The following is a 26,258-nucleotide window of genomic DNA, read 5'->3' on the forward strand; positions in this document are numbered from 1 at the left end:
GCCCTACCCGGCCAGCGCCTGCTGGCGGGCGGCCGGCGTCAGTGGTAGCCCTCGTTCGAGGCAGAACCGGAGCAAGGCTCTGGCAACTGCCCCGGACGAGGGTTTTATTGTGTATTCGAGGTGGTCGGGCTGCACGCTGAGCAGCACCCGCGCGCCACTCCAGAAACTTTCGGGCTTGAAATCCACTTGCTTTATAGCCGGGTAGGAATGCTGCTGCGTGGTCAGTATCTTGATTTCCCAGTGCGTTTCGTGCAGTACCAGCCGGCACGTGAGGTCGTTGTGGGAGTAGCCGGGCAGAAACCCCAGCAGCCGGAAGGCGCTGTCGATCCGGTCGATGGGCACCGGGAAGCCGCCGGTCGGCAGCGGGTTCGGGAAAGACGTTGGGGCCATGCCGGGGTTGATTGAGTAATTTGCAGGAGTAATTTCAGCGTACCGCCATGATAGCCACGAAATCCAGTCAGTTTCAGCTCGACAGCGAGAACAAGGCCTTCGACCTGGAGCACCGCCGCAAAATCCGCTTCAATATCGGGAAGTACAACGCGGCCGTGACCACCGGGTTGGGCTTCTACCACGACCATGAGCTGGCCCGCGAGCGGGCGTCGTACCTGAAGGCGCAGGCCATCAACCACCTCGACGAGTACCTGCTGGAGTTTGAGCGCAACTTCACGGCCCGCGGCGGCAAAGTGATTTGGGCGCGGGATGCCGACGAGGCCCTGCGCGAAATCGGCAAGATCATGAGCCGGCGCCACGCCCGCACGGTGGTGAAGGCCAAGAGCATGACCACCGAGGAAATCCACCTCAACCACTTCCTGGAGCAGAACGGCATCGAGTCGGTGGAGACGGACCTGGGCGAGTTCATCGTGCAGCTGAACGGCGAGCGGCCCTACCACATCGTGACGCCGGCCATGCACCTGAGCAAGCTCGATATTGCCGACATCTTCGTCAAGCACCTCGGCATCGAGTACACCGACGACGCCCAGAAGCTGGTGCTCACGGCCCGGCACCTGCTGCGCAACAAGTACACCTCGGCCGAAGTGGGCATCACGGGCGGCAACTTCCTGATTGCGGATACCGGCGCCGTGGCCGTAACCGAAAACGAAGGCAACGCCCGCCTGTCGGCCACGTTTCCGCGCACCCACATTGCCGTTGTGGGCATCGAGAAGGTGATTCCGAAGCTGGAGGACCTGGCGTTGTTCTGGCCCCTGCTCAGCACCAGCGGCACCGGCCAGCAGGTGACGGTGTACAATACCATCTACACCGGCCCGCGCCAGCCGCTGGAAAAAGATGGCCCCGACGAAATGATTGTGGTGCTGCTCGACAACGGCCGCACCAACCTGCTGGCCCAGCCCGCCCAGCGCGAGGCGCTGCACTGCATCCGGTGCGGAGCCTGCCTCAACATCTGCCCGGTGTACAAGAACATCGGCGGCCACACCTACGAAACCACCTACTCCGGCCCCATCGGCTCGGTTATCAGCCCGCACCTGGCCGGCATGGCCGACAACAAGCACCTGAGCTACGCCAGCAGTTTGTGCGGCGCCTGCACCTCGGTGTGCCCCGTCAAGATTCCGATTCATAACCTGCTGCTGCAAAACCGCCAGCAGGCCGTGCGCGAAAACCTCACCGACAAGGAAGAGCGCACGGCCATCCGGCTGTGGCTGCTGGCCATGAAAAACCGCCGCCTGCTGGACCTGCTGCCGGCCCGCGCCAAAAACTGGGTGCTGCTGCGCCTGCTTAGCCAGGTAGGCTGGAGCAAGCGCCGCGACGCCCTGGAAGTGGCCCCGCAGTCGTTCCGGAAGATGTGGAAGGCGCGGGGGTAATTGCTTACAGATGAAAGGAATTATGGTGCATTACAATACCCCTTTTATTGATATTATTTAATTTTCGTATCTTTAAAAGGCAAAAAGAGAATTATAATGCACCTGCTTTTGAATATATCCGAGTTAGCCGAAGAGGTTCGCCAGCAGAGACAGTTGCTAGGTATGACGCAAATGGAACTAGCCGAAGTTGCGGCTGTCTCATTGCGTTCTGTCAAGTTGCTGGAAGCTGGACAAGCCAATCCTACATTCAAACAGCTCAATCAGTTGCTAGACGCATTAGGCCTGCAACTTATTATCCGGCGCAAACAATGAAGCCACTCGTAGCCGAAGTATACTACAATGAGCAACTGGCCGGCATTTTAAGGCGCTCAGAGTCTCAATTTTCTTTTCGCTATACTGCTGACTATGTGAGCAGCAGCCTGCCACCTATCAGCCTGACTCTTCCGAAACGGGAAGGGGCTTTCGTATCGCCTGTGTTATTTAGCTTCTTTTTCGGATTGTTGGCGGAGGGAGTGGCTAAGGATATTCAGTGTCGGGAATTGAAAATAGATGAACAGGATGATATGCTGCGCTTGGTCAAAACAGCATACTCAGAGACGATTGGCGCCGTAACCATTCGTGAAATCCCAGCGGTATGAGTGTTGCCAGAAAGCAGATTGTCTGTGCTGGTTGTTATCGGCGGCTTACAAAACAGGAAGGGAATTTTTGCCCGAAATGCAGGCAAGAACTGTTTGATGGACGATCTGTCACCGCTCATCTCTTGTTCTCTCCACCTAGGCAAGCAACGCCTGAAGATGCCCTGCGCTACCGTGAGTTGACGCGACGGATGTCGATTTCAGGAGTGCAGGAGAAGTTTTCTGTTCGCATGGCAGCTGAGTCAAGCGAGTTGGAGCTAACCGCAACAGGTGGACAATACATTCTTAAAACCATTCCTCGACTTGACTTCTATCCAGAAATCACTCCGGCTAACGAGCATCTGACCATGCAGTTAGCTCGTCAGGTATTTCGGTTACCGACCGCGGCCTGTGCGGTTCTGCAGTTTGCCACTGGGCAGCCCGTCTACATTACTCGCCGCTTCGATGTAATGCCAGATGGTCGCCGCTTGCTGCAAGAAGACTTTGCTCAGCTGGCAGGCCGCACCGAGCGGCAGCACGGCCCCAATTACAAATATGAATTTAGCTATGAGGGAATGGGCCTCCTGATTAAACAGTTGCTACCTGCCACCTATCTACCGGAGCTAAGCGCGTTTTTTCAGTTGCTGCTTTTCAATTACCTGATAGGCAACGGCGACGCGCACCTCAAGAACTTCTCCCTGCGCCGTACGCCCACTGACGAAGCGTACCATCTGACACCAGCCTACGATCTACTTTGCACTAAGCTGCACTTTCCATACGAATCGGATACGGCCGTGCCGCTTTTTGCTGACCCCACAACTGACCCGCCGGATTTTAATGTCCTGGGCTTCTACACTTACCCCGACTTCCTGGAGCTGGGCCGGCGCCTGGGCCTGCCTCTCTCCCGCGTGCGCAAACTGCTCGTTGACATCACTGGCCACGAAGCACAAGTGCAGCAGCTCATCGACCGGTCGTTTTTGCCGGAGGAGCTGAAGGTTCGGTACGCGGCGGTGGTGGCCGACCGTCGGCAGCGGCTGCGCTACTCACCGGCCCCGGCTTAGGCTCCCCCGCCAACCCTATCACACACAACACAGTACAACAACCGCCGCCCGCCTGGGTGGCGGTTTTGCTGTTTTATGCTCTATTACGCGCTGCACGCGCTGGCTTTTGCGGCTGGTGTGCTTCTGGTCATTCTCACGCTCTCAGCCGCTATCCGCTCGTTTGTGCTGCCGCGCAACGAGGTGGTGCAGCTCAATGCGTACGTGTTCCGGGCCCTGCGCACGGTGTTCGACCTAGCCGCCTCCCGGCACAAAACCTTCAGCGGGCGCGACCGGGTGCAGGCCCACTACGCGCCCGTGGCGCTGGTGGCGCTGCCGGTGGTGTGGCTAGCGGTGGTGGCCGTTGGATTCACCGGCATCTATTGGGGCATGAACGAGGGCGACTGGCTGGACTGTTTTCAGCTCAGCGGCAGCTCCCTGCTCACGCTGGGCACCCACAAAACGCGCGGCCCCATCGTCACCGTTTTCACGTTTGCCGAGGCCACGCTGGGCTTGTTGCTGCTCACGCTGCTCATCTCCTACCTGCCCACCATTTACCAGGCCTTTTCGCGTCGCGAGCTGGTGGTGTCGAGGGTGGAGCTGCGGGCCGGGGCCCCACCCACTGCCAGCGCCCTGCTGCTGTGGCTGCACCGCCGCGACGTGAAAGCGCCCGATACGGCCCAGTGGGAAGCTTGGGAAGGCTGGTTTATGGAGCTGGAGGAAAGCCACACGTCGCTGCCGATTCTGTCGTTTTTCCGCTCGCCGCAGCCCGGCCGCTCCTGGGTGACTACAGCGGCGCTGATTCTGGATTCGGCGGCCCTGCTGTTCAGCACCACAAACGGTCCCCACGACCAGCAGGCCGAGCTGACCTTCAAGGCCGGCTGCCTGTCGATCAACCGGATCTTTCGCTTTTTCAACGACGATATTCATACGGAGCCCAGCGAGCTGCTGCCCGATAGTGACCCGCTGGACGACCCAGCCCGCACTACCTTCAACGAGGCCTATGCGAAGCTGGAAGAAAGTGGCCTCTCCCTGCGGGCCAGCCGCGACGAGGCTTGGCAGCATTACCATGAGCTGAGGAGCCGCTACACCACGGCTCTAGAGTTTCTGGGCCGCATCACCATGGCTCCTGCGGTAAAGGACCTATAGGATATAGTGGAAACCGGCGGCTGTTGCGAGGCTTCCGTAAACAGCCCCTTTGGCCCCATTTTCATTGCTGCAGAGCGGCCCCGGCATACGCCAGGGCCGCTTTATATTTTACGGCAGCCTGTCAGGTAGTTGTAGTCGAAAAAACGCTATTGCATAGTGACGCTAAACCTGTACTTTACGCCGCTCATACTGTATTTATCCTATTAATATTCAGAAAATACTTTATTGTGTTTTCGCCTTCCTCTGACCCTCATGCGGCCCGTTTCCTGATTGCCCACGCGCTTTGCCATTTCCAAAAGCTGGTAGCCATATCGGCTTGCTGAACACATGCCGAACGCCTTGGCTTACTGGGCCGGGCGGCTAGCAAACCTGCACATCCGTTTTACTTTCTCTTTTTTTACCCCCCTTTTTCTTTTCTATGCCTACATCTTTACTAGTAGCAGCCACCGACGGGACCCACCCCGCCCCGGGGCTGCAACCCGGCCGCTGGCAGCGGCGCCTGCCACTGCTGGCCTTGCTGGGCCTGCTGGGAGCCACGGCTGCCCAGGCCCAGACGGTGCGCACCCTGCCGGGTGACTATGCCACCCTGGCGGCGGCCATCACCGACCTCAATAGCAACGGCGTGCCGGTGGGCGGGGTCACCATCAACATTGCGGCGGGCTACACCGAAACCGCCGCCAACCTCACCCTGACAGCGAGCGGCACGGCGGCCAACCCAATCGTATTCCAGAAAGCCGGGACCGGGGCCAATCCGCTCATTACGGCCGGCGCCGGGGCCAGCACCACCACCGATGGCATCATCCGGCTTTCGGGAGCCGACTACGTTACGTTTGACGGCCTCGACGTAGCGGAAAGCGCCGCCAACACCACCACAACCACGCAGATGGAGTTTGGCTACGGGCTGTTTCGGGCTTCGGCTACAGATGGCTGCCAGAACAACATCATCCGCAACTGCGTGGTGACACTCAACAAGACCAATGCCGCTACCATCGGCATTGCGGGGTTGGCTTCGGGTACGGCCAGTTCTACGGCAATACCGGCTACTAGCCCAGCCGGCGCCAACTCCAACAACTTGGTGTACGGCAACGTGGTAAGCAATGCACTGAAAGGCATTGACTTCGCGGCAGGCAGTGCCACTACGCCGCTGGCCAACTTCGACCAGAACAACCAGGTGGGCCTGACGCCCGCTGGCGCGGCGGCCGGCAACACCGTCGGCAACTTCGGCGGCTCGGCTTCGGGCTGGGGCATTGGCGGCAACTACCAGAACGGCTACAAAGTAGCCAACAACCTGGTCAACAGCACGCTTAACTACACCTCGGCCACGGCCTCGACGCCGGTTGCGGCTTCCACCGTCACGAGCACGCTGCGCGGCATCTATGGCAATGCCGGCGCCGCCGCCAGCCTCGACTTCCTCAACAACACCGTGACCCTGGCAAGCGGCGCCACCACGTCGCAGATGTCGGGCATCGAGAGCGGCGTCGGAGCGACGGGCACGACCAACACCATCAACATCACGGGCAATACCGTGACGGGCTGCACCTACGCCACGGCCACGAGCGGCATTTTCTACGGCCTGTATAACTCAGCCACAGCGGGCACGGTCAATATCTCGGGCAATACCGTCAGCAACAACACGGTGCCGGGCACGGGAGCGTTCTACCTGATATCGGGCAGCGGCCCCACGACGCTCAACATCCTCAACAACCAGCTCAGCGGCAATACCAAGGGCGGCTCGACGGCCAGCATCAGCGGCACCATGTTCTGCATCAGCGCGGGCATGGCGGCCGTTACGGCCTCGGGCAACACGATCAGCAACAACCGCATTGTATCGAGCGGCACGAGCAGCGCCACCCTGAACGGGTACTACAACTTCAGCTCGCCGCCTTCCGAAACGGTGACCAACAACGTCATCACCAACCTTTCGGTGGAGGGCAGCACGTCCTCGTCGACTTCGGCCATTAATGGCATTCTGACCAACCCGGCCAGCACCACCACCAAGCTCATCAGCCAGAACGTCATCGGCAACCTGAGTCTGGCGGTAGGCGGCACGGTGTACGGCATCCAGTCGATTGCCGGCAACTCGGTGAGCATTTCGCGCAACAAGATCTACGGCCTCTCTGCCGCCGCTACGGCTGGCACGGTGTATGGCCTGTTTCTGAGCACCGGCTCGGCCATTACGGCCAGCAACAACCTGATCGGCGACCTGACGGCCCCGACTTCCAGCGGCGTGAATGCCGTGAGTGGGGTGTTCATCAATAGCGGCACCAACGTCAACCTGTACTACAACACGCTGTATCTGGCGGCGGTGTCGTCCTCGGCCACTTTTGGCACGTCGGGCATCTACGCGGCGTCGGTATTGCCGGTAGTTGACCTGCGCAACAACCTGGTGGTGAACAACTCCACGCCGGGCAGCACGGGCGGCGCTACGGTGGCACTGCGCTACACGGCCGCACCGGGCAGCAGCCTGGCCGGCACCACCAACAACAACGTCTACTACGCCGGCACGCCCGGTGCTGCCAACCTGATTTACGCCGAGGGCACGACCACCCTGGCCAACCCGCAGCAGACGCTGGCCGCCTACCGCGCCTACGTGGCCGCGCGCGAGCAGAACTCGCTGACGGAAAACCCGACGTTTGTGAGCACCACCGGAACGGCTGCGGGCTTCCTGCATCTGAGTCCTTCCGTGCCCACGCAGGCGGAAAGCGCCGCTGCTCCCATCAGCGGCCTGACCGTGGACTACGACGGCGAAACCCGTGGGACGCTACCCGATATCGGGGCCGACGAGGGCACCTTTGTGCCGCTTGACATGAGCGTGCCGATTATCACCCTGACTCCCCTCAGCAACACGACCAGCACTGCCAACCGGACTCTGTCCGTCACGATTGTGGATGCCAGCGGGATTGCCACCGGTGCCAACGCCCCGCGGCTGTTTTTCCGCAAAGGCAACAGCGGCGCGTTCCAGAGCGTGACAGCCAGCAGCGTGAGCGGCGACGTGTACACGTTCACGTTCGACTTTGCCCTAGTGGGCGGTGTCTCGGGCTTCGATGCCATTCAGTACTACGTGGTGGCGCAGGATGCCAGCACCAACGCTAATGTGAGCAGCAACCCTGCGGGCGGCACGTTCACTACGGCGCCAACCAGCGTGTATCAGTTCCTGATTCAGGGCCAGCTCAGCGGCACCTACTATGTGGGCACGGGCACTTCGCCTGACCCCGCCCGTACCTACGCTACCCTGACGGCGGCCACGCAGGCCTACAACAACAACCTGCTGGCCGGCCCCGTGACGTTCCTGCTGCTGGATGCCAGCTACGGCCCGGCGGAGACGTTCCCGATTCTGATATCCAACAACACTACGGCTTCGGCCACCAACACGCTCACCATCAAACCCGTAGCCGGCCTCTCGGCCAGCCTGACGGGCAGCAACGCCACGGCGCTGATTGCGCTGGTAGGCGCCGACTACGTAATACTTGACGGCAACAGCGGCGGCACCATTTCCGGCACCGACCCACGCCCCAGCCGCAACTGGACGCTGAGCAACACCAGCACGGCCGTCACCAGCAATGGCATCGTGCTGACGGTACCCAACTCCGGTGCCGATAACGCCTCCAATAACACGTTCCGCAACCTGACGGTGAGCGGCAGCGGCGGCGCTACGGCGCAGGCCGGCATTCTGATGCTCTCCGCCACCACCAACACCGTCGGCAACGCCAACAACGTGGTGCAGAACAATGCGGTATCGGGCGCGACCTTCGGTATCTACTCGGTAGGACCCAGCGCTACCGTGAAAAACACCGGCACCATCATCACCCAGAACGACATGACCGTGACGGGTACCGGTGCCATCGGGCGCTACGGCATCACCGGCCTGTTCGAGGACGGTATTCAGGTGACGCAGAACCGGGTGGATGGCATCAACTCAGCGGCTAGCGCCGACGTGTGGGGCATCAACCTGGGCTTCACCGGCATCACCAACAACGTGTATGCCGGCAACGAGGTAACCAACGCCACCATTGACCGCAACTATGTGGGCACTGTGCAGCAGACCAACACCTACTCGGCCGCCGGCATTGCGCTGGCCGCGGCCACGTCGGGCACGTCGGTTATCAGCAACAACATGGTGGCCGGCGTTTCGTCGAACGGCACGGCCGGCGACTTCGGGGCGAGCATTTTCCTGGGCGGCGGCACCGGCTCGACCACCCGGGTAGTGTTCAACTCGGTGAACATGAGCGGCACCCAGACCGGCGGCAACCAGCCCAACTTCGCGCTGGCCGTGGGCGGCACCACGCCTACCGTTGACATCCGCAACAACGTACTGGCCATCACCCAGACCACGGGCACCGGCAAAAGCGTGGCCCTGGGCTTGGCTTACAGCAGCAGCACCGGTGCCTACGCGGGCCTGACGTCTTCCAACAACAACTTCTTTGTGGGTTCCGGCGCTGCCTTCTTGGTAGGCCAGACCGGCGGCCTGGTGCCGGCAGGTATTGCCCGCACCACGCTGGCTGACCTCAACACCGAAACCGGCCAGGACAATCCGGCCACCTCGAAAACTGCCGATCCGCAGTTTGTCTCGGCTACGGATCTGCACAGCATCAGCGCGGCCCTCAACAACGCCGGCGTACCCGTAGCAGGTATAACGGTGGACTTCGATGGCGAGACCCGCGCAGCTAACACGCCCGACATCGGAGCCGACGAATTCGCGCTGCTCGACCTGGCCACGGCCGCTCTTACCGGCCCTACAGCCGGCGCCGGCTGCTACTCGGCCACGGAGGCCGTGTCCGTCACGATCCGCAACAACGCTGCTACCGCGCTGGACTTCGCCGTTACGCCGGCCACCATCACGGCTACCGTAACGGGCGGCACCACGCCCCAGACCCTGACGGCCACGGTGAACACCGGCACGCTGGCTCCCGGAGCCTCACTGGTAGTGCCAGTTGGCACCGCCGACCTGTCGGCCGCTGGTACGTACTCGCTGACGGCCACGGTGGCCGTAACCGGCGACGAAAACGCCCCCAACAACACCCTGGCTACGCCGCTGAGCATCGTGAGCACGCCGCGCACGGTGGCCTTCTCGTACCCTGCCGGAACCATCTGCGCCAGCTCCACTGCTCCGGTGGCCGCCACGCTGGCCAGCGGTGCAACTACGGGCGGCACGTTCAGCGCCCCTACCGGCCTGACCATTGACGCCACCACGGGCGCCATCACGCCTTCGTCCAGCACGCCCGGCACCTACACCGTGACCTACGCTGTTGCCGCCTCGGGCGCCTGCCCGGCAATATCGGCCACGCAGTCGGTTACGATTACGCCGGCCGCCTCGGCTGCCTTCAGCTACAGCGCTGCTACGTTCTGCCAGAGCGGTACCAACCCGGTAGCTACCGTGACGGGCACCAGCGGCGGCACGTTCAGCGCCCCTACCGGCCTGAGCCTTGACGCTGCCACCGGCGCCATCAACCTGACGTCCTCAACGCCCGGTACGTACACCGTGACGTACACGGCCGGCACCGCCTGCCCCGCTTCCGCTACGTTCAGCGTGACCATCACGGCTCCGGCCACGGCCGGCTTCAGCTACGCAGCCACCAGCTTCTGCGCCTCGCAGACCACTGCGGCCGCTGCTACGCTGGCCACGGGTGCCGCGGCCGGCACGTTCAGCTCCACTACGGGCCTGAGCATCAATGCCACCACGGGCGCCATCACGCCCAGCACCAGCACGCCCGGCACCTACACCGTGACCAACACGGTAGCGGCATCCGGCGGTTGCGCCGCGGCTACGGCCACGTTCAGCGTGACGATTACGGCGGCTCCGGTAGCTACGTTCAGCTACGCTAATGCTGCCTACTGCGCCGGTGCTACCGGCACGGCCGCGCCAACGCTGGCCACCGGCGCTACCGCTGGCACCTTCAGCGCCCCTACCGGCCTGATCATTAACGCTACCACCGGCGTTATCACGCCAGGCACTTCCACGGCCGGCACCTACGTTGTGACCAATACGGTGGCGGCTTCGGGCGCCTGTGCTGCTACCACGGCTACTTTCACGGTAACCATCAACGCCCGTCCGGCCCAGCCTACGGTGTCGCCGGTGTACAACGGGGCCACCACCACGCTCACCAGCTCCAGCGCTACGGGCAACCAGTGGTACCTCAACGGCACGCTGATTCCCGGCGCTACCAACCCCACGTACGTGGTGAACACTACGGCACAGTTTGGCCAGTACACGGTAGTGGTGACCAACGCCACCACGGGCTGCGCCTCGCTGCCCTCGGCCCCGCTGCTCGTCAACAGCAGCGTGAAGCCGCTGGCCGGCTCGGCCCTGAGCGTGTATCCCAACCCTACGCCCGACGGTAACCTGACCGTGGAGCTGCGTGGCTACACCAAAGCCACGGAGCTGCGTGTCTACAACGCCGTAGGCCAGCAGGTGCTGGAGCGTACGCTGTCGGGCCAGCCCGGCGTGCAGACCGCTACGCTGGATCTGCGCCAGCTGCCGGCCGGCGTCTACATTCTGCGTGCCCGCACCGAGGGTGGGCTTGATGTGCGCCGCATCACCAAGGAATAAGCCCGAGGCTTATAAACGCAACGAAAAGGGCCTTCCCAGTTGGGAAGGCCCTTTTTTGTGTCAGCGTCTGATGAGTAGCTGGATGTAAATATTGAGTATTGAGAAGCTCGATACTCAGTACTCACTGCTTATTCTCCTTCGTCGGGCAGAATCTGGACGTCCTGCACCAGTACCATCTTCTCGATTTCGCGGCCGCGGGGGGTGTTGGCGAGGCCACCGAGGGCGGTTTCCTTGTAGCGGGTTTCCATGCTCTGGCCCACTTCGCCGAGGGCCGCTACGCACTGGTCTACGGGAATGACGGGGTCGATGCCGGCAATGGCAATCTGGGCGGAGCTGAAGGCAATGGCGGCGGCCGAGGCGTTGCGCACCACGCAAGGTACCTCCACCAGCCCAGCCACCGGGTCGCAGACCAGCCCCAGCATGCACTGGATGGTGACGGCGACGGCCGCAAACGTCTGATCGACGGTGCCGCCCAGGCAGTAGACGATGGCCCCGCTGCCCATGGCCGCGGCCGAACCGGTTTCGGCCTGGCAGCCGCCCACGGCTCCGGCCAGCGAGGCGTTCTGCTCGATGATGAGCGCCACGCCGGCCGCCACTAGCAGGCCTTCCAGAATCTGGCGGTCGGAAAGCTTATGCAGCTCCTGCAGCGTCACGAGCACGCCGGGCAGGATGCCCGAAGCCCCGGCGGTGGGCGCGGCCACCACCCGGCCCATGCAGGAGTTCACCTCCTTGGCGCCCATAGCCCGCGTGACCAGCTGCTTGAACTCCGGCGACAGCACCGTAACGGGCGAGGCCGCAATCTTCTTCGCGCCGTTGTTGATCATGCCCGAGCGGGAAGTCATGTCTTGGGTGAGGCCGGTTTGCACGGCGTCGCGCATCACGTCGTAAGCCCGTTGCAGGCCGTCCCAGATCTGGTCTTCCGTGCGGCCTTTCTGCTCGATTTCGTAGGCCAGCACGGGTTGGTAGAGGGGCTCGCCGGTGGCGGCACAGTGCGCACGCCAGGAGGCGAAATCAGTGAAAAGCAGCGACATGTGGGTGGAAATTGGGTGAGTAGGGCGACAATAGGGCGCTTGTGTAGCGCCCTGCTAAAACCAAAAAAGCTGCTATATGGTGCAGCAGCTTTCCGGTTTATCTGGACTACGAACCTACGCAAAAGCCGGCCGAAAACTCACCTCATCTCTATTTCAGCTCCCATGTCCTTGACTTTCTTCTCCAGCCAACGGTACTCTTTCCCAACGCCTATTACGAATCCTTCACCAGGCATCACCAGCTTGGCGGCCAGGTCCTGTACCCAGTGGGCAATAGCTTCTGGCTTGGTCAGCTTTTTCTCAGGCAAGGGAGCCACCACCAATACGTAGAGCGGCTTGTTGGCGAAGTGCTGCACCTGCTTGCGAACCAGCCAGGCCTGCGCGATTCCGTATTCAGGAGTAGCTATTTCCCCTCTCAGAGCTTGCAGTTGCGCTTCCGTCAGCTCGTGCGCCAATAGGTGGTCGGCCGGCGTGATGGTTGCGCGTTCGGCCATGGCTTCATCCAGCAAATCGGCGTGGCGCAACTGGCTGGCCCCCAGCTGCCGCACCTCTTCGCGGTTGCCGAGGCGCTGGTGGTAGGCTTCCTGCAGGGCCAGACCCGGAGCCACATACGTTGGATCACGCTCCATAGCCTCCGTGAGCCACGGCAGCCCGGCGGCATCGTCGAGGTTGACCAGGATGCGGCCTACCGAGAAGCGGGCGGCGGTGCCCCAGGTGGCATCGTCAGTCAATGCCTGAAACAGCGGCAGCGACTCCGCCGCCCCTACGTGGTCTTCCGTCAGATCGGCCAGTTCCCAGGCCTGGTCGGGGGGTAGGGTTTCGCCGGCGGCTTGTTGGTCGCGCAGTTGCTGCAGGCGCACGCGCTGCTGCTGCAACACGGCGTGCCGCTCCTGCCACACGGCCGCCCGATCAGCCGCCCAGGCGGCATCCAGTTGGGCCGCCAGCTGTGGTAGGCTGCTGCCCAGCCAGGCTTCGGCCGCGGAAACTTCCGGCAACGGTGGCACGCCGGGCTTTTCGCCCAAGGCATTCAGCCTTTCCCCTAAGCTGGGGTGCGTGCTGAATAAGTCGGGGTCGGCCTCGTAGGCATTGGCCAGCGCCTTCTGCTCGTCGGCTTCGGGCAGGCGGCTGGTTTTGGCCAGCGGCAACAGCCGGCTAATGGCGTCACTTGGCGGCGTGGGTCGCTCGGCCAGCGAAGCCGTGAGCACATCCCAGTGCAACTTATCAAGAGCGGCGTCGCGGGTGACGAGGGCGCAGAGGGCTTCGGCAATGGCGGCCGGGCTGGTGAGCTGCGCGGCGGCGGCATCGGCGGCAAACTCGTCGGTGCGCCGCACGGGGTGTGACCAGGCATTGAAGCGCGGCACGTACCACGTTGTGAAACGGGAGAAAATAGTGCGGCCGGCCTGCTGTTCCATCTGCTCGATCAGCTGGCTCCAGGTCTGACTCACGCGGTATATCCACGCCCCAAACCGGCCGTGGCCTCCGCGCAAATGGCCAAGTTCGTGCCCCACCACCGCGGCAGCTTGTGTTGGCGAAAGGGCCTGCAGCAGCGGCAACCCCACCAGCACATAGTTGCGCGGCCACCCAAAGATGCCCAGCCGGGGCACCTGCACCGCGGCGGCGTTGAAGTCGGAAGTGAGCAGCACCCGATGCACCCGGGGGGCTTTCAGGGTCTGCGTCTGCTGCTCCAGCAATGTCAGGAGTGGGGCTGCTTCGGTGGCCGTGAGCGGCAATCCTTCCGGTGCCTCAAACTTCACCCACAAGGAGCGCACCACCCGCCACGCAAACACACCCAGCACTACCAGCACTTTCCAGATGAGCCCAATGGCTTTGGTGAACAGGGCCAGGGCGGCCACGGCCCCCATCAGCCCGACAGTGCCCAGCAGAAGCAACAGGATGAAGCCGTAGCCCAGTAGCGCCCACAGCCACACGCGCCGACGGTAAGCAGCCGGGTCAGCTTCCGCCAACGGGCTGAGCTGGCCCAGCCGGGCCAGAAATTGTTCACGAGTCATACAGCACTACATAAATAGAGGCCGGAAAAAGCGGTTTTTCAACCCTTTTCCCGGCCTCTAAACTATGGTGGCTGCGGCAATTATCCTATCCGGCCGGAGCTGATTCTTTGGCTTCACTCACCAGCTTGATGCTGGCCGAATTGATGCACAGGCGCAGGCCGCCGGGCGCCGGGCCATCGGGGAAAACGTGGCCCTGGTGGGCGTCGCAGACGTTGCAGAGCACTTCCACGCGGGTCATGCCGTAGCTGGTGTCTTTCTTGTAGCGGATGGCGCTTTCGTCGACGGGCTGCGTGAAGCTGGGCCAGCCGGTGCCGCTTTCGAACTTGGTGCGCGAGTCGTAGAGCGGGGTGCCGCAGCACACGCAGGCGTAGAGGCCGGCCTCGTGGGCTTCGCAGTATTCGCCGGTGAAAGCGCGCTCGGTGCCGTGCTCCCGCGTGACGTGGTACTGCTCGGCGGTGAGCTGCTGCCGCCAATCAGCATCGGTTTTCTCTACCCGCCGGGGCGGGGTGGGGCTGCCGTGGTTGGCCAGCCGGATGACATCATTCCAGGTTTGCATAGCGCGAAGTGTTGATCGGGAGATAGGGCAAAAAACCGCCCGGATAGCAAACGCACCAGCGGGCCGGGAAGTTTTATCAGCGCCGGCCGGAGCTTATTTTGCCAGCGTCCAGGTCTGCGTCTGGCCGGCTCGGCCCTTCGCCACGATGGTGTAGCGGCCCTTTCTCAGGGCCAGCGCCCTTCGGTCCTGCGGCCCCTGCAGTTCCACCACGTCGGCGGGCACGGCCTGGGCTATGTCTTCCGAAGCCACGTAGGCCAGCACCAGACAGGGGTAGCCAACGGTAATGGGCGGCGTTATCGGCACCGGCCGGCGCCCATCGGTGAACAGCCACGCCGGCCGGCCGGCGGCAAACGTGGTGCGCGGGTGAAACACGTTCACATCCACCGACATGTTGCGGTCGGCTCCGGCGTAGGGCTGGCGGGAGGCATCCAGGAATACGGCGCTGCCCGCGGCGCGGGCCAGCCGGTAGCGGGCCAGGTCGCCGGTAGGCGTGCCGGACTCCGACAGGGCCGTCTGGTCGATGGTGAACGGGTCGATGCCGGTCAGCTGCCGCAGATAAGCGGCCATAGCCGGCTGCTCTCCCATGCCGTTCGGCCCTTCATTCACGTGGCTGAAGCCGCAATGCACCACGATTTTCGCTTTAGGGTCGGCCTGCAGAATGCGCTGAATATTGCGGGCCTGAGCCGTTTCGCGGGCTTTTATGCGCTCTTCCCATTCTCCCTCCCGGCTGAAACCATAGTCGTAGGGCACCAGCTGGTAGCGGGCCTGCTGCGCCACCCGCAGCAGATTGCAGAACTGCGGCTCCTTGGTATAGAAGCCGGTTTGCATCACTGGGAAGCCTCGCTTCTGCAGCAGCGTGTCCTGTTCGTCCAACGCTTCCGCAGCCAGGTAGCGAAACCCCAGTTTCGCCAGCTCCGGCAGCAGCGAGGCCGTAAACACGCGGTGCCGGGAATCGTGGTGCGCCTCGTTGATGATGATAATCTGCTCGGTGCGCGCCCGGCAGAGGATGTAGCGCCGGGCATCGGTGGGCGTCAGCGCCGTAAAGGCCAGGCTGTCGGCCGGCGTAAGGGTTTTGGAGCGCCGAAGCGAGCCGGTATAGGAGGCCAACCCCGGCAGATACTCGCCGATGTAGGAGTAGTCCCAGGCGGCGTACTGGTTGGCGCCCGGCTTGCCGCTTTGGCTTTCCTGTTTGATAACCTCGGAGAACTTGTAGGCTTCCGTATTCTGGGCCATTGCAGGGGCAGCAAGCCCGGACAGCAGCAGTAATAACAGCAGTAATACCCTTTGTATCATAATTGGCAGAAACAGTTAATGATTTACTTGTGATAGGAAAAGGAAAAGCCGTGTCGAATAGATAAGCGCGACAATCGGTCGTAGATGCCTTGGGAGTTTCCGTATTGATGGGTGCTTGAATCACAGCTGCCCAAATTCTTCCTCTATCGACCAGCGTCGCCACTGCCGGCGGGCGAAGGCCAGAAAAGCAGGTGGGGCCGCCCTGAATTCCCGTTCGGTTTCATAGCGCCCGTCCAGCAGTTCATAGTGTGCCTCCAGTCGGGCCGGCGGAATCGTATCCAGGCAGCAGGCTATGGCTGGCACCCGCTGGGCAGCCGGTACGGAGTCGTACTGCACCACTGAATAGCCGCGCAGAGCGTACTTGGCGGCTCCTTCACGTAGGATCAGCTTTTGCTGGGCCGGGCTCACGTCGCTGCGGCAGACTAGCCGATACAGCAAGGTGGTTTCCGTCTGGCCGTCAGCATCCAGGTCGGTGATGGCCGTGGCCCCGGGCACCGGGCCCAGCCAGGTATCGAACGCACACCGTTCCACGGCATCCTGCAGCCGCCAGAGCTCCTGCCAGCCTCCGGCACGCTGCACAAACTGGCGGGCGTACAGGCTCACCGACTTCGTGTCGTTGGGGTCATCTGCACGGGCGGGCACCGTGCGTGCCGCAGTGCGCGCAACAACCAGCAGGTTCCGGCCATTGGCATCCGTCCACTGCTTCAGCTCCAGCACCTGGCCCGGCACACGAGGTATGCCGGCTGGCAGTTGCGCAGGTGGCAGACTGACTACTGTAGCCGAATCAAAGGCCGCGGCCGACGTGGCGGCAGGCAGTTGCCCAATTGAGTCGGGCGGGCTGAGTGCCGTGTTACTGCCGGGAGCGGAGGTGCCCGGATCGGAGGAGCAGGCTGCCAGCGCTACCGCCGCCAGCCAGAGAAATTGACGCATACTGTATCTGAGAAAGCCGGTTGTAAGTATAGGCATTGTATGAAACTCCTCACCGCCGCCCAGACCCGCGCCCTCGACCAAGCCACCGTTGAAGCGCAAGACATTACCTCCCTGGAGCTGATGGAGCGCGCGGCCACGGCCTGCACCCTCTGGCTGCTCGACGAACTGCAGCCGGCTTTCAGCACCGAAATCCATGTGCTGTGCGGGCCCGGCAACAACGGAGGCGACGGGCTGGCCGTAGCGCGGCACTTGCACGCCGCCGGCTACGCGCCGCAGGTCTGGCTGCTGCCGGCCGAAAAGCACTCGACCGACTTCCTGCACAACCAGCAGCAGTTACCCCAGACCATCCGCTGCCAGGAGCTAAGCGCCCGTCGGCTACCGACGCTGCCGACGGGCGCCATTGTGCTGGATGCCCTGTTCGGGACCGGGCTTACGCGGCCGCTGGAAGGCCTGCCGGCTAAGGTCGTGCAGCACCTGAACCAGATGGAGGCTACCGTGGTGGCTGTGGATATACCCTCGGGCCTGCTCTCCGACTCGCCCAACCCAACTGGCTCGGTGGTGGTGCGCGCCAGATACACGCTCAGTTTCGAGCTACCAAAACTGGCGTTTCTGCTGCCGCGCAATGCAGAATTTGTGGGTGAGTGGACAGTATTGCCCATTGGGCTGGACCAGTCTTTTATCCACAACACGCCTGTGGATAATTATTTTGTGGATGCCACTGTGCTGACGGGCCGGCTGCCGCGGCGGGCGCGTTTTTCGCACAAAGGCACTTTCGGGCACGCGCTGCTGCTGGCTGGCAGCTACGGCAAGCTGGGCGCGGCCGTGCTAGCCGCCCGAGCCTGCCTGCGCGGCGGCGTGGGCCTGCTTACGGTCCGAACGCCGGGCGTGGGCTATACCGTGCTGCAAACGTCCGTGCCCGAAGCCATGGCCCTCCCCGACCCGGGCCGCGACTTCGTGACGGAGTTGCCCGAGCTAAAGCCTTATGCGGCCATAGGAATGGGCCCAGGTCTGGGCCAGGAGGAATCTACGGCGGAGGTGCTGCGGCTACTATTTCAGCAGACCGAAAGCCGGCAAGCCCTGGTCTTGGATGCTGATGCGCTCAACCTGCTGAGCACGCACCGTGAGTTGTTAGAAAAACTACCGCCCGACACCCTCCTTACCCCCCACCCCAAGGAGTTTGAGCGGCTGACCGGTGAGCCGGCCCGCGACGACTACCACCGCCTAGGCCAATTGCGTGCCTTCTGCCAGGAGTACCGCTGCTACTGCGTGCTCAAGGGGGACTACACTGCCCTGGGCACTCCCGACGGCCCGGTGTATTTCAACAGCACCGGCAACCCCGGCATGGCCACCGGCGGCAGCGGCGACGTACTGACTGGCCTGCTGCTGGCCCTGCGCGCCGACCAGCGCCTCTCGCCCCTGGATGCAGCGCTGCTGGCCGTGTACGCCCACGGCCGCGCCGGCGACCTGGCGGCCGAGCAATCCGGTGAGGCAGGCTTGATTGCCGGCGACTTGGTGCAGTTTATTGGGCCGGCACTGCGCGAGCTGGAGAGTTGAACAGGGAGCTAGGAGTAAGTGGCGGGAAGCCTTATTCAAACAATAGGCTGATTGTCTAAATTTTTACGACTACTTCTTTACTCAATGCTCAATACCAATACTGCCAGAAACTGCAGTAGCAGCACCCCGTCGGTGAGCAGGGCGAAGTAGTAGTCGGGGCGCGACTCTTGGGCGTACCAAATAACCGCCGCCCCGGCCACTGAAGGCAGTGCCAGCACCAGCGCCTGCCCGGCCCCTACTTGGGGTAGCGGCCAGGCATTGGCCGCCGCTAGCGCCGCCAAGGCCAGATACTTGGTGGCCGGCACCCCTAGTACGCCCGGAAACGTGCGGGTGCCCATCAGTCGGTCTTTGGTATGGTCGCGGATGTCGAACACGAGCGCCAGCGCCAGCACGAACAGGAAGCGCCGGGCAAACAGCGCCAGCACCGCCGGCTCGGCCAACGGCCTCCCCAGGTACAGGGCCGGAATCCAGACGGTGACACCTGCCCACACATAGGCAATCAGGAACACCTTAAGCAGCGGCAGGTCGCGGAGGGCGCGCCAGCGGCCATGGCGCCTGACCAGCGGCAGCGAATAGAGCCCCGAAATGAGGGCCAAGTGCACCAGAAACGGGGTAAGTGGCCGCAGGCGGTCATCGGCCAGAAACAGTACACCAGCCACTGCCCCGGCCCCCAGGGCCACGGCCGCCAGCAGCCAGCGGTGGCGCCGCATCCAACGCTTGCGACCCGACACACCCGGGTGCTGGCTATGCTTGTAGGGCAGTACGCTGTCGAGGTTGTAGAGGCACAGCGTGGCCGCGAAGATGAGCACCCCCAGCCGCCCCGGAATATGCACCCGCCAAAACAGAAACGTAGCCCACATCAGCCCCAGCGCCGCCGCCGAAAGCCAGGTGCTGCTATAGAGCACGGCATCGAGCAGACGCCGCCCAGCCGTCAGCAGAAACCCGGGTACTGCACGCGCAACGGACATAACAAGTGGTCAGGGAAACGGCAAGATACGCCCACCCGGCCAATCCCGGCCTAAACGCAACAGCCCCCGGCGCCAGAACCTGACGACCGGGGGCTGCTGATAAGCCTGTATTAAAAAGGCTGAAGCCTAGCTCAGGGCTTCCTTCACGTCCTTCTCGTCCGCCGGGTTGCCTTTCGGGAAGGTTTCGTTGTAGAGCTTGATGCTTTCCTCGATGATGCGGTAGGCATCTTCGCGGCCCATGAAACGCTCTACGCTCACGTGCTTGTGCTCCAAGGCTTTGTAATCCTCGAAGAAGCGCTGCATTTCGTTGAGCGTGTGCGGGGGCAGGTCGGCAATGTCGTTGAAGTGGTTCACGGAAATATCGTGCGCGGCCACGGCAATGATTTTGTCGTCTTCCTCGTCGCCGTCAATCATCTGCATTACGCCGATAACCTTGGCCTCCACCAGGCACATAGGCACGATGTCCACCGAGCACAGCACCAGAATGTCGAGCGGGTCGTTGTCGTCGCAGTAGGTTTTCGGGATAAAGCCGTAGGCGGCCGGATAGTGCACGGCGGAGAACAGCACGCGGTCCAGCTTCAGCAGGCCACTGGTTTTGTCCAGCTCGTACTTGCCTTTGGAGCCTTTCGGGATTTCAATGATGCCGTTTACCACGTTTGGGGCGTCGTCGCCGCGCTCCACATCGTGCCAGGGATTAAAATGAGCCATTATCAGGTTTTCGTTATTCGTTGTTTGTTTTTCGTGATTTGTGGGGACGTTTCGGCTTGGCGTCATTTCCCGGCTGCTATACGCAACCGCAAGAAGAACAACCAGAAACGAAATCCCCTTTTATCGGCCCAGCACGGCCTGCAGAGGCGTGCCGGTGTTGCCGTTCGGCTCCTGAATGTGGAGCCAACTGGCCAGCGTGGACGCAATATCGGTGATTTTGGCGGGGTGGCTGGATTCGCCGTGTTTCACGCGCCAGCCCCAGAACAGCAGCGGCACGTGCGTGTCGTAGTTGTTGAGCGAGCCGTGGGTGGTGCCCTTGCTCACGGGGTAGTTGTACGACTCCAGCCAGCCTGGCTGCAGCACTACCATTACGTCGCCGCTGCGCTTGGGGTAGAAGCCGTTTTCCAGGTACATCAGCATGCCGCTTTCCCAGTGCGACTTCTGCAGGTCGTCGGCCGTAATGGCGCGGTTGACGCCAGCCAGCTGGCTGGCAATGTCCACCACTTCGTCCTGCACTACACGCAGGTTCAGCTTCTTCCCGGCGATGAGCGGGCGGTTGAGGTACACCTGCTGGTTTTCGTAGCTGAGCACCCACTGGCCGGGGCCGTGCCGGCGCACCAGCTGCTGCTGGATGGAGTCCTGCATCAGGCGCGGGCCCACCGAGCCGCCGGGCAGGTGGTGGTCGGCGAGGAAGCCGGGCGAATGGGCGGCGGCGTGGTCGGCCGTCAGGAACACCAGTGCCTGGCCCTTGCCCACGGTCCGGTCGAGGTAGTCGAGCAGGCGGGCCAGATCCTGGTCGAGACGCAGGTAGGTGTCTTCGGTTTCAATGGCATTCACCCCAAACTGGTGCCCCACGTAGTCGGTGCTGCTGAAGCTCAGGGCCAGGAAATCGGTCTGGCCGCGCTGGCCCAGCTGCTCGGCGCGCACGGCTTCCAGGGCAAAGTCCAGGGTGAGCGAGTTGCCGAACGGCGTGCTCCGGATCAGGTCGAGGTTGCGGGCCGGAGCCGTTTTTTCGCCTTCGGCCTTCAAGGCACCCTGCACCGGCGCGGGCAGCGCGCCGCTCAGCTGCGGCAGGTTGTGCGGAAACACCGGGCTGGCTTCGCCCTTAAACGTAGCCTCCCAGGCCACATTATCGGGCGAGCTTTCGGTGTACTGCCCGATGGGCAGCAGCGTTTCCCAAGGCTTATCCAGGTACTGGGCGGCGCGGTTTTCGGCGTTGAACTTCGTTACCCACTCGGGTAGGGTGTTCTGGTAGAAGGTGCTGGTGATGAAGGCGCCGTTGGCGCCGTCGTACCAGTAGGCGCCGTTGGCGGCGTGGCCGGCCGGCAGAATCGAGCCCCGGTCTTTGATGCAGACTCCGATTACCTTGCTCTGGAAGTTGGTGGCCAGCCGCAGCTCGTCAGTGATGGTGCTCGTGAGCATGTGGCGCGGGCTCTGCTGCCCGGCGGCGGCCGTGCCGCCTACCGGCTGCACGGTTTTGTCTTCGGTGACGTAGGTGCCACGGCCGGTTTCGCGCTCAAACCAGTTGTTGCCCACGATGCCGTGGAACGAAGGCGTGGTGCCGGTGTAGATGCTGGCGTGGCCTGGGCCGGTGTAGGTGGGCACGTAGTTGTAGTGGGTGTTTTCATAGCTGAATCCCTCGCCCAGCAGCCGCCGGAAGCCGCCGCTGCCGTACTTGCTCCAGTAGCGGTAGAGGTAGTCGTAGCGCATCTGGTCCACCACAATGCCCACAACCAGCTTGGGGCGGGCCAGCATGGCGGATTTTTTTGCCCGAAGGCAGACCCCGCCAGCGTGGCGGCCAGCAACAATAACAGGCTCTTTTTCAAATCGGAAAGCAGTTAGACCGGACCAGGAAACCGGCCCTTCGCGTAAGCGGCTCCAAAGATAGAAGCCTACGGCCGGAATTGCTGCGTAGGCAGCCAAATTGTAACCGCTCCGTAAAGCAGAAGCCCTCTGCCGCCTTTCCCTGCCGCCATGCCCACACCTGCCCTACCCTACGCCCTGCTCTTCGACATGGACGGCGTGCTCATTGACAACACGCCCGAGCAGGCCCGCGCCTTCCAGCTGCTGTTCCGCGACCTGGGCCTGACCACCAACGCCCGCCGCCTGCTGCGCCACCTCAACGGCATGCCGGCCTCTGAGATATTGGCCACGGTCTTCACCAACCCCGTCCCGAAGAAGCAGCTCGAAGAATACGCCGCTCAGCGCGAGCTGCTCTATCGGGTGCTCTACTGGAACAAGCGCCGCGAGGTGGCCGGCCTCACGGCGTTTCTGCAGGCCGCCCGCGCCGCCGGCTGCCGCATCGGCCTCGGCACCGGCTCCGGCGAGGACACCATCGGCTACATCCTCGACCACCTGGGCCTACGCCGCTACTTCGATGTGGTAGTAGGCAAAGACGACGTGCAGCACGGCAAGCCCCACCCCGACACCTACCTTACCACGGCCCGCAAGCTCGGCATCCCGCCCGCGCGGTGCGTGGTGCTGGAAGATGCCGTGCTGGGCGAGCAAGCCGCCTACCGGGCCGGCATGCGCTGCGTGGCCGTCGGCACCTCCCTCAAAGCCGCCGACTTTCAGGCGCCATTAGCCTACATCAAAGACTTCACTGGCTTCACGCCCGACAACCTGCTGAAGCTGCTGGAGCAGCACCCTACTGTGCCAAAGCCCTGCAAGAAGCGGACGAAGCGGGCGTATATGAAGCTGTAGGGCTGTACAACTGAACGATGTAAAGATTATAGTATTCCATCCATAGTAATATTCGACTTAAGAGAGAAACGAGCAAAAAATGTCTGCGTATTTACGCGAGCATTTACTGGCTAGAAGCCACTTCATAAGCATCACTCACTTTATCGAGATTATCGATGATTCTCGATTATTTTCCTACTCAAATCGCAACTTTTCACTCTACAATCAAGGCGCGATTCACCTGTTTATCACCAGCTTGTATTCGCAGCCAGTAAAAGCCAGGCGCGAGACCAGCAAGAGACATTTCGGCTTTGATATCAGTGGTGGTAAGGAATTGTGTTGACTGACTGCGTACTGCCTGACCCAACGCATCTACAAGTGTGAGAGTAGCATATCGAGTACTGTTGATCACAGAAAATTCTACCGTAACGACTTGAGGTGGTCTAGCTAAGCCGAACACAATTGGGACGTTGTTTGAAGTTGGGTTTCGAAGTGGTTGGGCGAGTGATAGCCGAGAGCAGAATGTCGGCGTTCGGCGTTGTAATAGGCAATATGGTGGCTGATTTCGAGCTTGGCTTCGGCCAGGCCGGGGAAGCTGCCGCCGTCGAGCAGTTCAGCCTTGAAGCGGCTCCAAAACGATTCGGCGTGGGCGTTGTCGTAGCAGTTGCCGCGCCGGCTCATGCTTTGCAGTGCGCCGTGTTGGGCGACCAGGGCTTTGAAGCGGGTAGCCGTGTACTGGCTGCCCTGGTCGGAGTGCACGACCAGTCCAGCCGCGGGCCGGCGCACGACCAGGGCCCGGCGCAAGGCCTCGCTGACCAAGTCCTCGGGCATGGTATCGCGCACGTCCCAGCCCACGATTTTGCGCGAGCAGCGGTCGAGCCAGATGGCTAAGTACAGCCAGCCGCCGCCCTGGCGGGGCAAGTACGTGATGTCGCCCACCCAGACCCGGTTCGGGGCGGTGGGGGCCGGTTGGCCGAGTAAGCGGTTGGGGGCGGCGCGCACGGCCGGGTCGGAATCGGTGGTGCGGGGCACGAACGAGCGGGGCTGCTGGGCGCGCAAGCCGTGCGCTTTGAGCACGCGCCGAATGCGCCAACGGCCCACGCCATGGCCTTCGGCCTGCACCTCGGCCCGCAGCCGGCGCGTACCGTAGCGCTGGCTGTGGCGTACAAATGCTTGGCGTACGGCTACTTGCCAGGCCGGCTCGGGTACAGGTTGGCCCTGCTGCCGGTGCCAGGCGTAGTATGCGCTGGGCGCGATGTGCAACACGCGGCAGAGCTGGCGTACGGGCACCCGCACCTGGCACTGGGCGATGTATCGGTACGTACTCACGGGGTCGGCTGGCCGAAGATGACCAAGGCTTTTTTTAAAATATCCAGCTCCTGCGCCAGCCGCTTGTTGGCGGCGCGCAGAGCACGCACCTCCGGGTCACGGGCCACTTCGACGCTGCCGACCTCGGCCACCACTTGGGCCTGCTGCCAGCGGTAGAGCAGCTTGGGGCTGATGCCCAACTCGCGGGCTGCGGCTTGCGTACTGCGGCTCTCGGACGCCAAGCGCAGGGCCTCGACCTTGAACGCCTCGTCGTATTTACGCCGTTTGTCGGGCGACGACCCGCTGGTTTTTGCTGCCATAACAGAAGAAATATACGTCCTTCTTCTGTCCGCCTTCTCTAGACCACCTCAAGTATGCCTGACCCTAAGGCCGTCCAACTGGTACCATTCCATTTGGCAATATTATTTGCGACTATATTACCAGCAGTCGTAAAGTTACCTCCCACGTATAAGTTCCCGCTATTATCCACAGCCATTGTATATATATCACCATTAACACTTTGCCCTTCGGGACCTAATCGTGACCACCTGGATGCATTGGGTTCCCACCGAGCTACTGCATTAACTACAGCACCACCAGCCGTTCCAAAGCTACCACCTGCGTACAGGGCAGTCCCTGCTATTAGCGCGGATATGGTGCTGTTAACGGTGTTAGGACTGTCATTGACACCAGTGCCTAAGGCCGCCCAACTTGTTCCGTTCCACTTAGCAATATTATTGACGGCTATTCCTCCAGCTGTATTAAAACCTCCACCGGCATACACGTTGTTATTCACATCTACAGTCAATGCCCATACACTTTTGTTAAAGGGGGAAGTGCCATTAATACCCGTTCCCAAGGCCGTCCAAGTAGTGCCGTTCCATTTGGCGATGTTCTTAGCCGGTATCCCTCCGGCTATGTCAAAGCTACCACCTACATATACATTGCCGCTCCCATCTGTGGCCAATGCATACACGTTACCAGAAATACCAGTGCCTAGAGATGTCCAAGCAGTTCCTTCCCACTTGGCAATGCTATTAACCGATGTGCCTCCTGTTAAGTAGAAGCCCCCTCCTGCGTACAAGATACCGTTGTTGTCTATTGCTACCGCATCCACGCACGCTATAGATGTGCCAGTGAGTCCTGCGCCTAAAGCCGTCCAAGTAGTGCCATTCCATTTGGCGATGTTATTAGCCGATATCCCTCCGGCTGTAGTAAAGTCACCTCCTGCGTATAAGTTATCGTTTCCATCCAATGCCAAGGATTTGATACATCTATTAAGAATAGGATTCCCGTTAATGCCACTTCCTAATCCCGTCCACGAGGTGCCATCCCACTTAGCCACGTTATTCGCTACTACTCCACCAGCAGTGGTAAAGTAGCCACCTGCGTATACAGTACCGTTGCTGCTTACGCTCAAAGCCACTACTTTGCCTCTGATACCAACGCCTAGTGCCGTCCAATTTATACCATCCCACTTAGCAATATTATTAGCTAAGATGCTCCCAGCCATAGTGAAACTACCTCCTATGTAGAGGTTACCGTTACTATCTAGCGCTAGTGCGAATACATTGCCGTTGGTGCCAGTCATCCCAGAAGGACCAGACCAATGTTCATCACCACTACCCTGAGCACCCAGCACTTGTTGGGTGTTCAGGGTAGGCTGGAAAGCAGGCTGACCATTAGATGTATTTACAAGAGTGTAACCGTAAGTGTCGAATGATCCGCAGGCACCAACACGTATTGTACCGTCGGAATTGAGAATAGTGCTTAAAGCAACCTTCGCATTGCTATCAGCTCTCACTGGTTGTACCACTAGCATAACGATGGCCATTGATATGCTAATCAGAAAACGGATGCTAAATAATAACCGTTGTCGATGGATAATGGAATTGAGAAGCTGGGTTTTCATACAAGGCATTATGAGTACTGTGCAAAATAGATATTTTCGGTTTAATGGTCTTATTACTTTTCTAGCACTCGCAGTATTCAAAGAAAAAGCTGCATAGTTGAATAGCTAAATAACAAAAGGCCCGTCTCCTTGCGGAAACGGGCCTT

21 protein-coding genes are annotated in these 26,258 nt (G+C 61.5%); 8 read left to right on the top strand and 13 right to left on the bottom strand.

Going from position 1 to position 26,258, the window contains the following annotated elements:
• Window positions 1-3: 3 nt before the first annotated feature.
• Window positions 4-390, bottom strand: coding sequence for a hypothetical protein (locus N008_RS06380; protein ID WP_044014632.1), 387 nt, complete (start codon window positions 388-390; stop codon window positions 4-6).
• A gap of 47 nt (window positions 391-437) precedes the next feature.
• On the opposite strand from N008_RS06380, the gene N008_RS06385 reads away from it, so the two are divergent.
• From N008_RS06385 to N008_RS06410, 6 genes are all read left to right on the top strand, one after another.
• Window positions 438-1,817: a LutB/LldF family L-lactate oxidation iron-sulfur protein gene (locus N008_RS06385; RefSeq protein ID WP_044014634.1), complete on the top strand. Its 1,380-nt coding sequence runs from the start codon at window positions 438-440 to the stop codon at window positions 1,815-1,817.
• Window positions 1,818-1,913: 96 nt separating this feature from the next.
• Window positions 1,914-2,129, top strand: coding sequence for a helix-turn-helix domain-containing protein (locus N008_RS24240; protein ID WP_044014636.1), 216 nt, complete (start codon window positions 1,914-1,916; stop codon window positions 2,127-2,129).
• Window positions 2,126-2,455 carry a HipA N-terminal domain-containing protein gene (locus N008_RS06395; protein ID WP_044014637.1) on the top strand — a complete coding sequence of 110 codons (330 nt, stop codon included), beginning with the start codon at window positions 2,126-2,128 and terminating at the stop codon, window positions 2,453-2,455. Before N008_RS24240 ends, N008_RS06395 begins: the two co-directional genes overlap by 4 nt.
• Window positions 2,452-3,492, top strand: coding sequence for a HipA domain-containing protein (locus N008_RS22295; protein ID WP_071884493.1), 1,041 nt, complete (start codon window positions 2,452-2,454; stop codon window positions 3,490-3,492). The genes N008_RS06395 and N008_RS22295 overlap by 4 nt, the downstream gene beginning before the upstream one ends.
• Window positions 3,493-3,567: 75 nt before the next feature.
• On the top strand, window positions 3,568-4,617 hold the full coding sequence (locus N008_RS06405; protein ID WP_052381268.1) for a hypothetical protein: 1,050 nt from the start codon (window positions 3,568-3,570) through the stop codon (window positions 4,615-4,617).
• 418 nt (window positions 4,618-5,035) lie between these two features.
• Entirely contained in the window at window positions 5,036-11,164 is a 6,129-nt protein-coding gene (locus N008_RS06410) for a T9SS type A sorting domain-containing protein (RefSeq protein ID WP_044014638.1), read from the top strand.
• Between the two features lie 128 nt (window positions 11,165-11,292).
• On the opposite strand, the gene sdaAA is transcribed toward N008_RS06410, so the two are convergent.
• From sdaAA to N008_RS06435, 5 genes are all read right to left on the bottom strand, one after another.
• Entirely contained in the window at window positions 11,293-12,195 is a 903-nt protein-coding gene (gene sdaAA / locus N008_RS06415; RefSeq protein ID WP_044014640.1) for an L-serine ammonia-lyase, iron-sulfur-dependent, subunit alpha, read from the bottom strand.
• A 137-nt stretch (window positions 12,196-12,332) separates the two neighbouring features.
• Window positions 12,333-14,201 (bottom strand): M48 family metalloprotease, encoded by a 1,869-nt coding sequence (locus N008_RS06420; RefSeq protein ID WP_044014642.1) that lies wholly within the window; start codon window positions 14,199-14,201, stop codon window positions 12,333-12,335.
• An 85-nt stretch (window positions 14,202-14,286) separates the two neighbouring features.
• Window positions 14,287-14,757, bottom strand: a complete 471-nt coding sequence (msrB, locus tag N008_RS06425) for a peptide-methionine (R)-S-oxide reductase MsrB (protein WP_044014644.1) — start codon at window positions 14,755-14,757, stop codon at window positions 14,287-14,289.
• 93 nt (window positions 14,758-14,850) lie between these two features.
• Window positions 14,851-15,990 carry a hypothetical protein gene (locus N008_RS06430; RefSeq protein ID WP_044014646.1) on the bottom strand — a complete coding sequence of 380 codons (1,140 nt, stop codon included), beginning with the start codon at window positions 15,988-15,990 and terminating at the stop codon, window positions 14,851-14,853.
• Between the two features lie 180 nt (window positions 15,991-16,170).
• Complete coding sequence (locus N008_RS06435; RefSeq protein ID WP_156109045.1) at window positions 16,171-16,980, bottom strand: M949_RS01915 family surface polysaccharide biosynthesis protein; 810 nt, start codon at window positions 16,978-16,980, stop codon at window positions 16,171-16,173.
• Window positions 16,981-17,019: 39 nt separating this feature from the next.
• On the opposite strand from N008_RS06435, the gene N008_RS06440 reads away from it, so the two are divergent.
• Window positions 17,020-18,534, top strand: a complete 1,515-nt coding sequence (locus N008_RS06440) for a bifunctional ADP-dependent NAD(P)H-hydrate dehydratase/NAD(P)H-hydrate epimerase (protein WP_044014650.1) — start codon at window positions 17,020-17,022, stop codon at window positions 18,532-18,534.
• A gap of 77 nt (window positions 18,535-18,611) precedes the next feature.
• Here N008_RS06440 and N008_RS06445 read toward each other — a convergent pair whose 3' ends face one another.
• The 3 genes from N008_RS06445 to pafA all read right to left on the bottom strand — a co-directional run bounded on the left by N008_RS06445 (window position 18,612) and on the right by pafA (window position 21,965).
• The gene (locus tag N008_RS06445; protein WP_044014652.1) at window positions 18,612-19,502 is read right to left on the bottom strand and encodes a hypothetical protein; all 891 of its coding nucleotides are present in this window, start codon (window positions 19,500-19,502) and stop codon (window positions 18,612-18,614) included.
• Between the two features lie 126 nt (window positions 19,503-19,628).
• Window positions 19,629-20,210, bottom strand: coding sequence for an inorganic diphosphatase (locus N008_RS06450; protein WP_052381269.1), 582 nt, complete (start codon window positions 20,208-20,210; stop codon window positions 19,629-19,631).
• Window positions 20,211-20,330: 120 nt separating this feature from the next.
• Entirely contained in the window at window positions 20,331-21,965 is a 1,635-nt protein-coding gene (gene pafA, locus N008_RS06455) for an alkaline phosphatase PafA (protein WP_044014654.1), read from the bottom strand.
• A 219-nt stretch (window positions 21,966-22,184) separates the two neighbouring features.
• Here pafA and N008_RS06460 point away from each other — a divergent pair, with 219 nt between their 5' ends.
• Window positions 22,185-22,913, top strand: coding sequence for an HAD family hydrolase (locus tag N008_RS06460; RefSeq protein WP_052381270.1), 729 nt, complete (start codon window positions 22,185-22,187; stop codon window positions 22,911-22,913).
• A 193-nt stretch (window positions 22,914-23,106) separates the two neighbouring features.
• On the opposite strand, the gene N008_RS24245 is transcribed toward N008_RS06460, so the two are convergent.
• From N008_RS24245 to N008_RS23025, 4 genes are read right to left on the bottom strand one after another with little or no spacing between them, the layout of a single operon-like run.
• Window positions 23,107-23,352 (bottom strand): T9SS type A sorting domain-containing protein, encoded by a 246-nt coding sequence (locus tag N008_RS24245; protein WP_410471199.1) that lies wholly within the window; start codon window positions 23,350-23,352, stop codon window positions 23,107-23,109.
• Window positions 23,340-24,221, bottom strand: coding sequence for an IS3 family transposase (locus tag N008_RS06465; protein ID WP_081910647.1), 882 nt, complete (start codon window positions 24,219-24,221; stop codon window positions 23,340-23,342). The genes N008_RS24245 and N008_RS06465 overlap by 13 nt, the downstream gene beginning before the upstream one ends.
• A complete protein-coding gene (locus N008_RS06470) occupies window positions 24,218-24,520 on the bottom strand; it encodes a transposase (protein WP_044014656.1) in 303 nt (100 codons plus the stop codon). The genes N008_RS06465 and N008_RS06470 overlap by 4 nt, the downstream gene beginning before the upstream one ends.
• 38 nt (window positions 24,521-24,558) lie before the next feature.
• A complete protein-coding gene (locus N008_RS23025; RefSeq protein WP_156109046.1) occupies window positions 24,559-26,112 on the bottom strand; it encodes a two-component regulator propeller domain-containing protein in 1,554 nt (517 codons plus the stop codon).
• Between the last annotated feature and the right edge of the window lie 146 nt (window positions 26,113-26,258).

The organism is Hymenobacter sp. APR13 (genome assembly GCF_000737515.1).
Classification (GTDB): domain Bacteria; phylum Bacteroidota; class Bacteroidia; order Cytophagales; family Hymenobacteraceae; genus Hymenobacter.

Bases quoted from the DNA above. Each gene is read 5' to 3' on its own strand.
- N008_RS06440 (WP_044014650.1), top strand. From the start codon at position 17,020: ATGAAACTCCTCACCGCCGCCCAGACCCGCGCCCTCGACCAAGCCACC.
- N008_RS06380 (WP_044014632.1), bottom strand. From the start codon at position 390: ATGGCCCCAACGTCTTTCCCGAACCCGCTGCCGACCGGCGGCTTCCCG.
- pafA (WP_044014654.1), bottom strand. From the start codon at position 21,965: ATGCTGGCCCGCCCCAAGCTGGTTGTGGGCATTGTGGTGGACCAGATG.
- N008_RS06450 (WP_052381269.1), bottom strand. From the start codon at position 20,210: ATGGCTCATTTTAATCCCTGGCACGATGTGGAGCGCGGCGACGACGCC.
- N008_RS06395 (WP_044014637.1), top strand. From the start codon at position 2,126: ATGAAGCCACTCGTAGCCGAAGTATACTACAATGAGCAACTGGCCGGC.
- N008_RS22295 (WP_071884493.1), top strand. From the start codon at position 2,452: ATGAGTGTTGCCAGAAAGCAGATTGTCTGTGCTGGTTGTTATCGGCGG.
- N008_RS06470 (WP_044014656.1), bottom strand. From the start codon at position 24,520: ATGGCAGCAAAAACCAGCGGGTCGTCGCCCGACAAACGGCGTAAATAC.
- N008_RS06420 (WP_044014642.1), bottom strand. From the start codon at position 14,201: ATGACTCGTGAACAATTTCTGGCCCGGCTGGGCCAGCTCAGCCCGTTG.
- N008_RS06435 (WP_156109045.1), bottom strand. From the start codon at position 16,980: ATGCGTCAATTTCTCTGGCTGGCGGCGGTAGCGCTGGCAGCCTGCTCC.
- N008_RS24240 (WP_044014636.1), top strand. From the start codon at position 1,914: ATGCACCTGCTTTTGAATATATCCGAGTTAGCCGAAGAGGTTCGCCAG.
- sdaAA (WP_044014640.1), bottom strand. From the start codon at position 12,195: ATGTCGCTGCTTTTCACTGATTTCGCCTCCTGGCGTGCGCACTGTGCC.
- msrB (WP_044014644.1), bottom strand. From the start codon at position 14,757: ATGCAAACCTGGAATGATGTCATCCGGCTGGCCAACCACGGCAGCCCC.
- N008_RS06445 (WP_044014652.1), bottom strand. From the start codon at position 19,502: ATGTCCGTTGCGCGTGCAGTACCCGGGTTTCTGCTGACGGCTGGGCGG.
- N008_RS06405 (WP_052381268.1), top strand. From the start codon at position 3,568: ATGCTCTATTACGCGCTGCACGCGCTGGCTTTTGCGGCTGGTGTGCTT.
- N008_RS06410 (WP_044014638.1), top strand. From the start codon at position 5,036: ATGCCTACATCTTTACTAGTAGCAGCCACCGACGGGACCCACCCCGCC.
- N008_RS06430 (WP_044014646.1), bottom strand. From the start codon at position 15,990: ATGGCCCAGAATACGGAAGCCTACAAGTTCTCCGAGGTTATCAAACAG.
- N008_RS06385 (WP_044014634.1), top strand. From the start codon at position 438: ATGATAGCCACGAAATCCAGTCAGTTTCAGCTCGACAGCGAGAACAAG.
- N008_RS23025 (WP_156109046.1), bottom strand. From the start codon at position 26,112: ATGAAAACCCAGCTTCTCAATTCCATTATCCATCGACAACGGTTATTA.
- N008_RS06460 (WP_052381270.1), top strand. From the start codon at position 22,185: ATGCCCACACCTGCCCTACCCTACGCCCTGCTCTTCGACATGGACGGC.